Here is a 14,963-nt window from a genome sequence, read left to right as displayed (position 1 = left end):
AATGATAAAAAGCATGAAAGTACTCTTTAGTGCCCTGCTTCTTGCAAGCATGCCGCTAGCTCATGCGGCAGAAGAAGTAGCTATACCAAGCATGGCCCCTGTATTAAAAAATATTATGCCCGCCATTGTGAATGTTGCCGTGCAAGGTTATTTACCCAATGAAATCAGCGCTCCAGGAGCGGCAGCTGAAGAAGAGGCACAAAATAATAGACGCTCTAGACAATTACCTGAAAAAGGACGTAAGTTTGAAAGTATTGGTTCAGGCGTAATCGTCGATCCTAAACAGGGTGTTATCATTACGAATGATCATGTGATTCGCAATGCCACGCTGATTACTATTACCTTACAAGATGGTCGACGTTTGAAAGCAAGGCTAATAGGTGGTGACAGTGAAACTGATTTAGCCGTATTAAAAATTGATGCAAAGAACTTAAAATCACTACCTATTGGTGATTCAGATCAACTTCAAGTTGGTGATTTTGTGGTGGCAATTGGTAACCCATTTGGCTTAAATAGCTTCGGTAACAGCCAATCTGCAACCTTTGGTATTGTTAGTGCTTTAAAGCGCAGTGACTTAAACATTGAAGGTGTAGAAAACTTCATCCAAACCGATGCTGCGATTAACCCGGGTAACTCTGGTGGTGCTCTGGTTAACTCTAAAGGTGAGTTAATTGGTATCAATACAGCGATTCTTTCACCTTATGGTGGTAATGTGGGGATTGGTTTCGCTATTCCGATTAACATGGCGAAAGATGTTGCACAACAGATTATCAAATATGGCTCAATTCATCGTGGCTTGATGGGGATTTTTGTTCAGCACTTAACTCCTGAATTAGCTCAAGCGATGGGATATCCAGAAGATTTCCAAGGTGCATTAGTTGCTCAAGTTAATCCTGGGTCTCCAGCAGAGTTTGCAGGATTGAAAGCTGGCGATATTATTACGCAAATTAATAATACTAAAATCACACAGGGCACTCAGGTCAAAACGACCGTAAGCTTATTACGTGTAGGTACTAGTGCAAAAATTATGGTTCAACGCGACGGTAAGCCCGTCACTCTTGATGCCGTAGTTACTGACGTTAAATCCCATGAACAAAAACTCCAATCAAGCAATCCATTCCTTTATGGTTTGGCATTAAGAGCATTTGATCAAGAAACTCCACCTCATGGTAATGTTACAGGGGTTCAAGTTGTAGGTGCGGTAGAAAGCAGTGCCGGATGGCGTGCAGGTCTAAGACCAGGAGACATTATTATCTCAGCAAATAAGGCTCCAGTGAAAGACGTGAAATCCTTACAACACATTGCACAGCAAAAGAAAAATGAGTTACTGGTACAAGTATTACGTGGACCTGGTGCTCTTTATTTATTGATTATCTAAGCTTGGTCAAAACAACCCAGGATATCTACCCTCCTGGGTTGTTTTCTTAACCCTATCTTCCTCTCTATAGTGCCTTGCATGGGTAAAGAACCACGATGCGGCGTGCACCTACGTATTTCCGAGCTACACAAGAAAAAAACATACCCTTATCAATAATGACTCTTATCTTTTTCCTAATAGCACAACCATTATAAAAACCAGGCTAAGCTGCCTAAATAATTATCAATTATCATCATTCCCGAGCAATTTATATACAAAAAAAAGTATTTATTTATTTTATATGAAAAAAACCACTATTTTTATTAATTTAAGTATTGACATATGCCCGTCAAAAAGACACAATCTCGGTCCTCGCGGCTATGTAGCTCAGTTGGTTAGAGCGCGGCACTCATAATGCTGAGGTCGGTGGTTCGAGTCCACCCATAGCCACCATTTTTTCCTTTAAAATCAATTACCTTCCAGTAAAATCTTAAAAAACTTGTTGTTAAGTTTTTAAATTTGGTTATCATGTTACTATCTAGGATTTTGCGGTTTTTCAATGCGCTCGATAGTACTTACATTTTTAATATTATGTTCTACATTTGTTTATGCAAATGACATTAATATTTCTACTACCACCAAGGATGGGAATACAACGTTCTTTCTTCAGGCTGGTGCCTTTAATTTAGAAAAAGATGCTCAACAACGAAAAGCACAGTTATCTAAGCTAGTTGATTCACCAATAGAAATTAAAAATCTATCTGATAAGCGCCTCTATCTCGTACAAATAGGTCCCATCCATGATTACCCAACCGCAAGAGAATTACAGCGTACCCTTTCTCAAAACCTAAATACCTCCAAGAATAACGCACTAGCTCAAAATCAATCTTCTTTAGCCACAGCAAACTCAGCGACTAATAGTGGAGATCCAGCGCTAGCAATGCCAGAAGACAGCCAACTATGGAATTTACGCAATGCAGACATTCGGGCGGTCATTACTGAGGTTTCTCGTGTTACTGGCAAAAACTTTGTGATAGACCCAAGAGTACAAGGAAAAATATCCATTGTATCCTCTACCCCAATGTCATCCCATGAGCTATACCAGGTATTTCTTTCAGTACTTCAAGTTTCAGGGTATGCTGCGATCCCCAGTGGCGAAATTATTAAAATTATTCCCAATATTGATGCCAAAACACAATCATCAGATCTAAGATCTCGTCCTCGCGGAGATGACATGATGGTTGCTGTCGTTCCGGTACACTATGTTCCCGCAGAGCAACTAGTACCTGTTTTAAGACCGTTAATGCCACAATGGAGTAGCGTGTCAGCGTATGGCCCATCCAATATGCTGATTCTTTCAGGTCGTGCGAATAATATCAATAGCCTTGCAGATATTATAAAGCAGGTTGATAACTCAACAGCCAACGGTATTGATATCGTTCCACTTAGACATTCTTTAGCAATGGATATCGCAAATACATTGAAAGATTTGATCAAAGCCCAACCGAATATGGCTGGTGGACGCACGCAAATATCTATTTCTGCTGATGACCGTTCTAACTCTCTTTTAATTAGCGGTTCTAAGACAGATAGAATACGTCTGAGAATGCTTATTCTAAAGCTAGACCGTGAAAGTTCAGCAGGCCTCAATAGTAATACTCAAGTTGTGTATCTTAATTACATGCGCGCCGAAGATTTAGTTCCTATTCTTGCAGGTATTGCTCAAGCTAACTTTAGTGGAAATGTAGGTACCACAATTGGAACCATTACCCGACCAGCCTTAGACAGTACGAATCCCGCTTCAAATCTTGTAAATAATGGCCAAAATAACCAATTGAGCTCAATGAGTAATAACAGTGGAAGCGGTTTAGCTTCATCCGCCGCGACAGGAAATACCGCTTCAGCCAGTACCCAAAATGAAGGCTCCACGAAACCCACAGTACAAATCATTGGTGAACCCAATACTAACTCCATTATTCTTAATGCCCCATCCTCAGTTATTGGCGTTTTAAAGCGTGTTATTGCGCAATTAGATATTAAGCCAGCACAATTGTTAATTGAGGCCTTAGTTGCTGAAATAGACCAGGATGACGTAAATGACTTGGGTATTGAATGGGGTACCCAGCAACAAACAGGTAAACCCAGCGGCTTTAGAAATGGCTTCGCTATTCTTAATAGCCAAAGTAGAATTGACGATTTCCAAGCCCAGATTTATGCGTTAGCTCGAGCACATAAAGCGAATATTTTATCAACACCATCAGTCGTAGTTCTTGATAATCGCCAAGCGAAAATTCTTGTGGGTAAACAAGTGTCTATTGCGTCTACAAATTACCCTAACAATGCAAATGGTACCACAACATCCTCCAGCCCGTTTACCACCTTTGATCGGGTTAACGTAGCATTACATCTTTACGTAAGACCACAAATTACTCGTGGCAATGGCATTCAAATGCAAATTGACCAAGGTAATGATACCTTAGACCCATCGGCAGTAGCGGAAACATCAACTACACCTACATTTAGAATCAGCAGTATTGTAACCTCAGTGCATGTTGAAAGTGGTAATGTGGTTGTCTTAGGGGGCTTAACCCAAGATAGCCTGAGCAGCGACAATAATCGCATTCCCATTATTGGTGATCTTCCCGGGGTTGGCAGATTATTTAAACGCAGCATCCATACACGCGATAAACGCGTTCTTATGGTGTTTATCAAACCCATTATTCTGCGTAACGAACGTGATACGATTCATGCTACAGATCAGCGATACAATCATACTCGTCAATACCAATTAGATTGGTTACGCTCAGAAGAGGCCTTTGTGCAAAGTAACAACGCGACCGTATTGCCTGCGTTGAAGCGTGCTGACTTACCAAGACCCTTTAGCCGTCCACCTTTATTAGTGACTAAATAAGCCATGGATGCTGAAGAGAAATTCCTTAAAATTCCATACAGTTTTGCGAAGAACCATGGAATTGTTGTGGGGAGTGAATTGGCTGATGGAAAAGCAGTAATTTACCATCTACCTAATGTATCCTTACAATCGCTTGCTGAAATAAAGCGATTATTGCAGTGCGAGTTGTCATTAAAGCAAGTTGATGAAACTGCTTTCCAACAACATCTGGCCAATACCTATCAATCTAAATCATCGATTTTAGAAGCCGCAGGTGGAATGGAAGAGGATATGGATCTTTCATTATTAGCAAGCCAGCTCCCTGTCAGTGAAGACTTATTAGAAAATCAGGATGATGCGCCAATTATCCGTTTACTTAATGCCTTATTTACACAAGCAATAAAACAGAAAGCATCAGATATTCATATTGAAACTTATGAGGATCGCGTATTAGTTCGTAATCGTATTGATGGTGTTTTGCATGAAGTATTAGAAATTCAACGTGCCATTGCTCCTTTGGTTATTTCAAGGGTCAAAGTTATGGCAAAGCTCGATATTGCAGAAAAGCGTATTCCACAGGATGGACGTATTTCATTGCGTATTGGTGGACACAATATTGACGTGCGGGTGTCTACCCTGCCCTCAAATCATGGCGAGCGTGTTGTACTGCGTATTTTAGATAAGCAAGCAGCTCAATTGGATCTGAGCCTTTTAGGAATGCCCGCTCCAGCCTTGATAACAATTCGCCAATTAATTGCCGAACCTCATGGAATTATTTTAGTTACCGGTCCTACGGGTTCGGGTAAAACCACTTCATTGTATGCGATGCTTACGGAATTAAATGAAGTTACGCGCAATATTTTAACCATTGAAGATCCTATTGAATATGATTTAGAAGGGATAGGTCAAACTCAGGTTAATACCAAAGTTCAAATGACCTTTGCTAAGGGCTTGAGAGCGATTTTACGACAAGATCCTGATGTAGTAATGATTGGGGAAATTCGTGACCTGGAAACGGCGGAAATCGCGGTACAGGCGAGTTTAACAGGACACTTGGTACTTTCCACTTTGCATACCAATAGTGCATTGGGCGCATTAACGCGTTTACGTGATATGGGTGTGGAATCATTTCTTTTATCATCAAGTATTGTTGGCTTAATAGCCCAGCGTTTAGTTCGTAAACTTTGCCCTCATTGCAAAACACCTCATCAATTAAGAGATGATGAAAAAGAGCTAATGAACCTTGGGCCGGAGGCCGATTTATCTAAGGTATGTGAACCTAAGGGTTGTGATTTGTGTAACCATCTGGGATACCGCGGTCGAACCAGTATTTATGAGTTAATCACCATTGATGACACCTTAAGGGGTATGATTCATCGAAATGAGAATTTGCAGTTGATGGAGGAGCATTTAAGACCTACCATGCCGAGTATTCGTGATGATGGGTTTAAGCGCGTCCTGGCTGGTGATACCTCTTTAGCTGAAGTGCTTCGGGTTACTACGCAAAATTGATTATAAGGAACGCTAGCTGCTTACAACCGGGCTTTCAATTTTTACTCTCCCAAATGACCACTTATATCTCCTCCCCAATTCGCTGGAGGAATTTCTTCTCGAACATACCAATGAAAACTTGAATAAGGTCAATCAATAACTTTTTTTACCAATCCATGTTTTACCGGATTAAAGAAACCCGGTTGCAAGCAACCAGGTTTTCTTTTTTTACTTAACCAGCTTACGCCAGGTAGTTCCTTTTGGACCGTCTTCTAACTCAACTCCTTGCTCAAGTAATTCAGCACGGATTTGATCAGCACGTTCCCAATTGCGGTCAGTTCTTGCTTGAAGACGTTGAGCGATTAATTGTTCGATTATCACCTTATCGTCATCTGCAAGGCCTGCTTGCAGGAATTCTGCAGCATCAGACTGCAATAACCCCATTACCGCCGCTAAATGTTTTAAGGTTGCAGCGAGCACAAGATTGGCATTTTTATTCACTTCATGGCTTAACTGGAATAAAACAGATAAAGCTACGGGAGTGTTAAAATCATCATTCATTGCCTTGTTAAATTCAGCAATCCAATGCTCATCCAACTCACCATTAGTCAAAATCGATACATCTTTCATCGTTTGATACAGACGAGTGAGTGCCTTTTTAGCATTGACCAAATTCTCTTCAGAGTAATTTAATGGGCTACGATAATGGCTGCTTAACAAGAAATAACGGACAACCTCAGGATGATGTTCGTTTAATACATCAGCAATCGTGAAAAAATTACCTAATGATTTAGACATTTTTTCATTATTTACCTGCAGCATACCCACGTGCATCCAATAATTAGCAAATGGCTTACAGGTAGCCGCTTCACTTTGTGCAATTTCATTTTCATGATGCGGGAACTGTAAATCCAGACCACCTCCATGAATATCAAATTGCTCGCCAAGCTCTTCCATCGCCATCGCGGAGCATTCGATATGCCATCCTGGGCGCCCTTCTCCCCAGGGTGAAGGCCAACTTGGCTCTCCAGCTTTGGCCTTTTTCCACAACACAAAATCAAGTGGCGAACGCTTTTCTTTCACTACTTCAATGCGCGCACCAGACATCAAGCCCTCTAAATCCTTATGTGATAGCTTACCGTAATCAGCAAAAGTATCGACCTGATAGCAGACATCACCATTATCACTCACATAAGCATTACCTTTTGTCAACAAGCGCTCAATTAGTCGAATAATCGTATCAATGTGTTCTGTTGCTCTTGGCTCATAATCAGGGGGCTGAATATTTAAAGCCTTGCGGTCCTCATGCATCGCCGCAATGTAATGCGCAGTTAACTCATCAATGGGAATACCGCGCTCATTGGCACGTGCAATAATTTTGTCATCAATATCAGTAATATTACAAACAAAAGTTACATCATAACCTTGGGAACGCAGATAACGTACAATCACGTCAAAAGAAACCATAGAGCGTGCATGACCTAGATGGCAATGGTCATAAACCGTAATACCACAGACATACATCCCGATTTTTCCTGGATTAATGGAAACAAACGGCTCTTTTGTTCTAGTTAGCGAATTAAATAAATGTAACATTTCTGCCCCTTAGCTCACTTTTCCCCAAGTATCTTTCAAATCAACCACACGATGGAAAACACTCACGCATTCGTCTTTTTTCTCATTAACACAATAATATCCCAAGCGCTCAAACTGGAATACTTCACCTTCTGGCTGATGCGCTAAAGAGGGCTCACAAAGTCCTTGCATCGTTTGTAATGAGTCATGATTTAAAAATTGGAAGAAATCGTCTTCACGCGCTGGATTCGCATCGGTAAACAAGCGATCGTATTGCAGAACCGTTACTGGATAAGCATGTTCGCTTGATACCCAATGAATCACACCCTTAACCTTTCTGTCTTCAGGATTTTTTCCTAAGGTGTTTTCATCATAGGTACAACGTAATTCAACTACCTCGCCCTGCTCATTATGAATAACTTCACGACACTTAATTACATAAGCATGACGTAAACGTACTTCAGCTCCTGGTGATAAACGGAAGAATTTCTTAGGTGGCTCTTCCATAAAATCAGAACGTTCAATATAAAGTTCTCTGGTAAAAGGAAGATCCCGACGTCCTGCTTCAGGATCGTTTTGGTTATATGATGCATTCAGTTGTTCAACTTTTCCTTCAGGATAGTTTTCAATAACCACTTTTAAAGGATCCATCACACACAAAGCACGCTTCGCTGTTCGGTTTAATTCAGAGCGAACGCACTCTTCTAATAAAGTCATATCAATCACTGAATCACTACGCGAAATACCAATCATTTCACAAAATTGGCGAATCGCTGCAGGCGGATATCCGCGTTTACGCATACCACGTAAGGTGGGCATACGTGGGTCATCCCAACCAGAGACCGCACTCTTCTCAACTAACTCACGTAACTTACGCTTAGAAGTTACTGTATGTGATAAGTTCAAACGTGCAAATTCAGTTTGTACGGGTTTTGCAGGCACTGGTAAATTTTCGATAAGCCAATCGTACAATGGTCGATGATCCTGGAACTCCAAAGTACATAGAGAATGAGTAATTTTCTCTAAAGCATCTGAAATAGGATGCGCATAATCATACATGGGATAAATACACCACTCATCACCTGTACGTTGGTGATGTGCATGGCGAATACGGTACAGAACCGGATCACGCATGTTAATGTTGCCCGATTGCATGTCAATTTTTGCTCTCAATACATGGGTGCCATCAGCAAACTCACCGGCTTTCATGCGAGTAAATAAATCAAGACTCTCTTCCATAGGACGGTTACGGTATGGGCTTTCACGTCCAGGCTCTTGTAAGGTTCCACGATAAGCGCGAATTTCTTCCATGCTTAAACTGTCTATATAAGCTAAGTCTTTTTTGATTAATAACACGGCAAATTCATAAAGCTCATGGTAATAATCAGATGAATGGGTCATATCACACCATTCAAAGCCTAACCAACGCACATCATCAATAATGGCATGAACATATTCATCTTCTTCTTTGATGGGATTTGTATCGTCAAATCGTAGATAACAGATACCACCAAACTCTTGTGCCAAACCAAAATTAAGGCAAATTGATTTGGCGTGCCCTACGTGCAAATAACCATTAGGCTCTGGTGGGAAGCGCGTCACTAATGATTTATGTTTGCCGCTAGCTAGCTCATCAGTAATCAATTGTCTGATAAAATGTGCTCGTTTTTCGGTTGATTCTGTCATCGGTTTTTCCATCGTTTCCATATGATCTCTTTTGATCGTTATATTAAATACTTAGTTTTGCAGGTCGGGCCACAGCCCAACCCACACATTAATCATCACTCATCCATCGCACAGCGCATGGAATGTATCAAGCTTGCTCCGGCTTGCAGCATATCATGTTTTGCTTGATATGCCTCTAAAATCTGATTAATCAAAGCCGCACCAACAATAACCCCATCAGCAAAACTGGCCACTTCTGCTGCCATCTCTGGCGTTTTGATGCCAAAACCAACCATCAAAGGCAAGTTTACTTGTGCCTTTCGTTGTTGATATTGGGCCTTTAAGGAGGAGGTATCAAGAGTACTTGAACCGGTCACCCCTTTTAAAGAAACATAATATAAATACCCTTGAGCATGCTCTTGAATTAAAGCCATGCGCTCATCGGTAGTTGTGGGTGAGCAAAGAAAAATACTATATATACCGTGCTGCTGCCAAATAGAATTAATCTCTGCAGCCTCTTCAGGGGGTAAGTCCACTAAAATCGTGCCATCAACACCAGCTTCAGTGGCGTGTTGGGCAAACAATTCATAACCGTATTGCTCGATAGGATTTAAGTAACCCATAATCACAAGAGGTGTTTCTTTATCTTGTTGGCGAAACTCCCTGACCATAGCTAATACGTCTGTAGTATATACCTTATGGGCTAAGGCACGCTCCATCGCGTGCTGAATTACAATTCCTTCTGCCATAGGATCAGAAAAAGGAATGCCTAACTCTATAACATCAGCCCCAGCCTTTACTAACTCATGCATCAATTGTACGGTGATTTCAGGATAAGGATCGCCGGCAGTAATATAAGGACTCAGCATTTTTTTGCCACTCGCGTGTATCTTAGCTATAACTTTGTCTATTCGGTTCATACGCTAATCCCATCAATACTTGCAACAGTATGCATGTCTTTATCACCACGGCCGGATAAATTCACGATAATGTGTTGATTCTTGTTCATTGTCTTTGCCAATTTCATCGCGTAGGCTATCGCATGACTCGACTCTAAAGCAGGCATAATCCCTTCCACACGAGTCAAGGTACGAAATGCATGCAGGGCTTCGTCATCATTGATGGCTTCATACTTAACGCGACCGATGTCTTTTAAATAAGCATGCTCTGGTCCTACACCGGGATAATCAAGACCCGCGGAAATCGAATGGGTATCTTTAATTTGTCCATGCTCGTCACAAAGTAAATAGGTGCGATTACCATGCAAGACCCCAGGCGTTCCAGCAATTAGGGAAGCCGAATGTTCACCAGTCTCCAAACCTTTACCGCCTGCCTCAACACCGTAAATTGCTACAGACTCATCATTAAGAAAGGGATGGAATAAGCCAATTGCATTAGAACCACCACCAATACATGCCACTAAAGCATCGGGTAACTGTCCTTTTGCTTCTAAAAATTGCGCGCGAGCCTCTGTACCAATAATCGTCTGAAAATCACGTACTATCTGTGGATATGGATGAGGCCCAGCCACCGTTCCTATAATATAAAAGGTATCATCAATATGACTAACCCAATCACGCATTGCTTCGTTCAGTGCATCTTTTAATGTTTGTGAACCAGCGGTTACTGGCACTACCTCAGCGCCTAATAATTTCATCCGATAAACATTGGTTGCTTGACGCTTTACATCTTCAGCCCCCATGTAAACAACACACTCAAAGCCTAACTTCGCAGCCACTGTTGCTGAGGCAACCCCGTGCTGTCCGGCACCCGTTTCAGCAATAATCCTCGTTTTACCCATACGCTTTGCCAGTAAGCCCTGCCCTACCGTGTTATTCACTTTATGCGCGCCGGTATGATTTAAATCTTCTCGCTTCAGATAAATCTGGGCTCCACCGACGAGCTGACTTAAACGTTCAGCATAATAAAGTGGGCTCGGACGACCCACAAAATAATTTAATTCTCGACTTAGTTCTGCCAAAAACTCAGGGTCATGGCGATACTTATTATAGGATTGTTCTAATTCTTTCAATGCATGCATTAATGTATCTGCGACAAAAATGCCGCCATAGGGACCAAAATGTCCGTGCTCATCAGGAAGTTCTTTGTTATTCATTATATGTATACCTCACTGTGTAAACCAGGCTGTAAAGCCTAGTAGTCATGGTATTTAATCTAAGGCAAGCGTTGAAATACGCTTCATAAATTGCGTCATCTTTGTGTGATCTTTTATTCCAGGAGACGCTTCGATACCACTGCATAAATCTACTGCATAAGGATGACAGCTTTTAATCGCATCCAACACATTCGATTCATCTAATCCACCTGCTAATATGTAGGGTTTATCTAGTCGTTGGGGAATGACACCCCAATCAAAAGTAAGTCCAGTCCCCCCTCGTACGGTATTTGAGGGGGTATCCAACAATATAGCACGTGCACCAACATAATTTTCTGCCATCTGTTGAATGTATGTGCTTGAATCCGAATGAATGGCTTTAATAAACGGTTTATTAAACTGCTGACAAAATGCTACCGATTCCGCGCCATGAAACTGAAGTAGTTGAATCGGCAATTCTTCAATAATTTGCTGTACTAACTCCACGCATGGGTCAACCAAAACAGCAACTGTACCGACAAACGGGGGACTATCTTTTAATAAAATCTTTGCCTGCTCCACGGTAACATGGCGCGAGCTTTTGGGATAAAAAATTAAACCGATTGCATCCACGCCTAAGCCAATAGCATGAGCAATATCATCACTACGCGTCATACCACACATTTTGACTCGCACCCGCGACGGCTTCAATTATTTCTCCCAAAGAAAAGCTGGTCCCGGGCTATTTTGTAATATACCAAACCCTTGAGGATAAGTTACTTGCACTAAATACAAACCATAGGCAGGCGCCGTTTCCGCACCTAATCGTCTATCACGCGCAGCTAAAACCTCTTCTACCCAAGATACGGGGTGTTTTCCTGAGCCTACAGCAATTAAAACACCGGCAATATTACGTACCATGTGATGCAAAAAAGCATTTGCAGTAATGTCAATGATGACTAAATCATTGGTACGAGTTACCAGGATTTTATGAACATTGCGCATTGGTGTATTTGACTGACATTCAACAGAGCGAAAGGAAGTAAAATCCTTTTCTCCAACTAAAAACTGTGCGGCCTGATTCATTAAGCGGTGATCCAATTGCCGGTATTGCCAGGTCATATTGCTGCGCAGCAAAGCAGGCCGAATCGTTCCGTTGTAAATTATATAACGATATCTTCTGGCTGTTGCTGAATATCGGGCATTGAACTCTTCTGAAAGCTCTTTGCCCCATTTAACGCAAACATCTTTAGGCAGGAAGGAATTTGCACCATGAATCCACGCCCTTATACTGCGCTCTTTATCTGTATCAAAATGAACCACTTGATTGGTTGCATGCACTCCGGTATCCGTTCTGCCTGCACAAACAACAGAAATAGGACTATCGGCTACTTTTGATAAAGCATGTTCTAAGGCTTGTTGCACGGTATGCAAGCCCGTTTGTGCTTGCCAGCCATGATAGTGGCTACCATCGTACTCAAGCACCAAGGCTATACGCATTCATTATTCCTAAATAAAATGCCTCAATTTATATTACTGTATTTGCTTTGTCTATACTTTAGAGGATTCATTTTCAAAGTTTATCCTCCCAAGTAGCGGATAGTAATTATTTTTCTTGATCCATTTAATTAGCCATGATAGTTTCGTAGGCTTTATTTCGAAAAAGCACATTGAGACGCATTCTATGAGATGGAATTTTTTTGGTCACGGCATTGCAACCTTAGCATTTGTTTTTAGTAGTCCAACTTTTTCTCAAGATACACAACACAACATAGAACCATTTTGGAGTACAACAGGAAATTGGGTTGCTTCTTTCGGAGCTGGCGTACAGTATCCTCAATGGAATGATTTAATGAGAGTTAATAATACTCCGAACCCTTCAACTCCTCGCAGTAATAATTTATTTTCCACACGAAATCAAAGTGAGCCAGTAATTGGGGTTGCTTTAGGACGACGTTGGGAACATGAAAGCACCTGGTTTCCAGCCTATTCGTTTAGCGCGGTATGGAAGTACTTTTTCAGAACCAATATTGGTAATACCATTCTGCACAACTCAGGGCCTGAACTCTCTAATTATAAATATGATTGGGATTTAACTGCAAATATGCTTCTGGCATCTGCCAAAGTGAATCTGTTTCAGTATAAAAGATTTTCTCCTTTTGCGCATGCAGGAATTGGTAGCTCATTTAACAGAACTTCTCACTACAAAGAAAGAGCACCTGCTGGCGTTACTCCGCGAGTAAGTCCACAGTTTGCTAATTTCAGCACCAGTGAATTTACCTATAATGTGGGTGCAGGCGTTGATCTACTGCTTTCACCGAAATGGACTCTATCCGTTGGATACAGTTATCAAGATTTGGGCCAAATTAGTTCTGGCCCAGGAAAAGGCACTTGGTCGAATCAATCATTAAACCCAGGTTCTTACCATTCTAATGAAGTGTTGGTTTCTGTAAGTTATATTTTTGGTGCAAATCAAGCGAGCACAAAATAGACTGTGTAAATTATCGAACCCTCGACATGCTCCGGCATGTCGAAAATTTTATGACACATAATGTTAAGGAATAATCCCGTCTTGCGCTGCGCTAATACGGATTACGGCTCCGATAAGTTCATTAATATCTATGTTGTTAGTTGCAAGCATGTACATTTAAAGACATTTTAAATCGCTTGCATTAGCCCCACCTCTATTACATAATTTAGCCCCTGCTTTTTTCCCGGATTACTATGTCAGCATCATTGATTGATGGAAAAACGTTCTCTGCTCTCCGTCGAGATCAATTAAAACAACGTGTGCATGAGCTCATGCAACAGGGACATCGTGCTCCAGGTCTTGCGGTAGTACTTGTTGGTACCGATCCTGCCTCATCAGTTTATGTTAATAACAAACGTAAAGCCTGTGCTGAAGTGGGTATCACTTCCCACTCTTATGATTTATCCGAAGAAACCAGTCAGGAAGAGCTACTCAAACTTATTGATACGTTAAATGATTCTAAAGAAATTGATGGCATTCTCATTCAATTACCACTCCCCAAACATATTGAGGAAGCGGTAATTATTGAACACATTATACCTGCAAAGGATGTTGATGGATTCCATCCTTATAATTTAGGCCGACTTGCCCAGCGCAATCCTCTGCTTCGTCCCTGTACTCCTATGGGTATTATGAGCTTGTTGGAACATTACCAACTTAACGTCAAAGGCAAGCATGCCGTAGTAATTGGCGCATCCAATATTGTCGGACGGCCCATGAGTCTGGAATTACTTGCAGCGGGAGCCACGGTTACTGTTTGTCATCGTCTGACTCAAAATCTCGAGCATTTCGTGCGTATTGCAGATTTGATCATTGTGGCAACCGGCCACATGGATGTTATTGATGTAGCGTGGCTCAGTGAAAAACAAGTTGTGATTGATGTCGGTATCCACCGCCTCCCTGATGGAACGATTCGCGGTGATGTCGATTTTAAAAAAGCACTCAATAGAGTTTCCTGGATTACTCCAGTTCCTGGTGGTGTAGGCCCAATGACGGTTGTCAGTCTACTTGAAAATACATTAATGGCAGCCTCAGCGCGCAAACAATAGAGAAAAACTGGTTGCAAGCAACCAGGTTTTTCAAATAGGTTTTAGGCTATTTATCAAAAGAGTCCCAATCAAACTCGCCACTGAGTTCATCAAAATCATCTTTAAATTCCTCACGTAAGCGTTTGCGCTCTAATCGTTCTTCTAGCATTCGCCGTACGTTTTTTCGATGAGCAGTGTTTGTAACATCAGCATCATCATCGTAACTGTAATCAGAAAAAGACTGATCATCTTCATGCAGATCTCTCATCACGGTCTCCTATCAGACTTTTACCAAAGGGGTACGAGATACTGAAAAATTTACCCTTCTTACT

General features: G+C 41.5%; 12 protein-coding genes and 1 tRNA gene. 6 read left to right on the top strand and 7 right to left on the bottom strand.

Going from position 1 to position 14,963, the window contains the following annotated elements; genetic code table 11:
• Position 1: 1 nt before the first annotated feature.
• The 4 genes from ACD661_RS02080 (at position 2) to lspE (ending at position 5,759) form a co-directional block, all read left to right on the top strand.
• Positions 2-1,378: a Do family serine endopeptidase gene (locus tag ACD661_RS02080; protein WP_400185951.1), complete on the top strand. Its 1,377-nt coding sequence runs from the start codon at positions 2-4 to the stop codon at positions 1,376-1,378.
• 355 nt (positions 1,379-1,733) lie between these two features.
• Positions 1,734-1,810 (top strand) — tRNA-Met (locus ACD661_RS02075).
• Positions 1,811-1,916: 106 nt separating this feature from the next.
• Positions 1,917-4,268 carry a GspD family T2SS secretin variant LspD gene (lspD, locus tag ACD661_RS02070; RefSeq protein ID WP_400185949.1) on the top strand — a complete coding sequence of 784 codons (2,352 nt, stop codon included), beginning with the start codon at positions 1,917-1,919 and terminating at the stop codon, positions 4,266-4,268.
• Positions 4,269-4,271: 3 nt separating this feature from the next.
• Positions 4,272-5,759, top strand: a complete 1,488-nt coding sequence (gene lspE, locus ACD661_RS02065) for a GspE family T2SS ATPase variant LspE (RefSeq protein WP_400185947.1) — start codon at positions 4,272-4,274, stop codon at positions 5,757-5,759.
• A 207-nt stretch (positions 5,760-5,966) separates the two neighbouring features.
• Here the strand turns inward: lspE and cysS are convergent, their stop codons facing one another.
• The 6 genes from cysS to truA form a co-directional block, all read right to left on the bottom strand.
• Positions 5,967-7,334 (bottom strand): cysteine--tRNA ligase, encoded by a 1,368-nt coding sequence (gene cysS, locus ACD661_RS02060; protein WP_400185945.1) that lies wholly within the window; start codon positions 7,332-7,334, stop codon positions 5,967-5,969.
• Between the two features lie 9 nt (positions 7,335-7,343).
• Complete coding sequence (locus tag ACD661_RS02055; protein ID WP_400187205.1) at positions 7,344-8,999, bottom strand: glutamine--tRNA ligase/YqeY domain fusion protein; 1,656 nt, start codon at positions 8,997-8,999, stop codon at positions 7,344-7,346.
• A gap of 95 nt (positions 9,000-9,094) precedes the next feature.
• Complete coding sequence (gene trpA / locus ACD661_RS02050; RefSeq protein WP_400185943.1) at positions 9,095-9,898, bottom strand: tryptophan synthase subunit alpha; 804 nt, start codon at positions 9,896-9,898, stop codon at positions 9,095-9,097.
• Positions 9,895-11,094, bottom strand: coding sequence for a tryptophan synthase subunit beta (gene trpB, locus ACD661_RS02045; RefSeq protein WP_400185941.1), 1,200 nt, complete (start codon positions 11,092-11,094; stop codon positions 9,895-9,897). Before trpB ends, trpA begins: the two co-directional genes overlap by 4 nt.
• 54 nt (positions 11,095-11,148) lie before the next feature.
• Complete coding sequence (locus tag ACD661_RS02040; RefSeq protein ID WP_400185939.1) at positions 11,149-11,784, bottom strand: phosphoribosylanthranilate isomerase; 636 nt, start codon at positions 11,782-11,784, stop codon at positions 11,149-11,151.
• Complete coding sequence (gene truA / locus ACD661_RS02035) at positions 11,785-12,573, bottom strand: tRNA pseudouridine(38-40) synthase TruA (protein ID WP_400185937.1); 789 nt, start codon at positions 12,571-12,573, stop codon at positions 11,785-11,787. It lies immediately after the preceding gene.
• Between the two features lie 184 nt (positions 12,574-12,757).
• Here truA and ACD661_RS02030 point away from each other — a divergent pair, with 184 nt between their 5' ends.
• Together ACD661_RS02030 and folD are read left to right on the top strand one after the other, a co-directional pair.
• Positions 12,758-13,564: an outer membrane protein gene (locus tag ACD661_RS02030; RefSeq protein ID WP_400185936.1), complete on the top strand. Its 807-nt coding sequence runs from the start codon at positions 12,758-12,760 to the stop codon at positions 13,562-13,564.
• 233 nt (positions 13,565-13,797) lie between these two features.
• Positions 13,798-14,652 carry a bifunctional methylenetetrahydrofolate dehydrogenase/methenyltetrahydrofolate cyclohydrolase FolD gene (gene folD / locus ACD661_RS02025; RefSeq protein WP_400185934.1) on the top strand — a complete coding sequence of 285 codons (855 nt, stop codon included), beginning with the start codon at positions 13,798-13,800 and terminating at the stop codon, positions 14,650-14,652.
• Positions 14,653-14,698: 46 nt separating this feature from the next.
• Here the strand turns inward: folD and ACD661_RS02020 are convergent, their stop codons facing one another.
• Complete coding sequence (locus tag ACD661_RS02020) at positions 14,699-14,899, bottom strand: PA3496 family putative envelope integrity protein (RefSeq protein ID WP_400185932.1); 201 nt, start codon at positions 14,897-14,899, stop codon at positions 14,699-14,701.
• Positions 14,900-14,963 lie beyond the last annotated feature (64 nt).

The sequence above is a fragment of the Legionella lytica genome, from assembly GCF_044626755.1.
Lineage (GTDB): Bacteria > Pseudomonadota > Gammaproteobacteria > Legionellales > Legionellaceae > Legionella > Legionella lytica_A.
The sequence above is the reverse complement of the archived record's forward strand: the minus strand, read 5'-3'. Positions and strand labels throughout refer to the sequence as shown.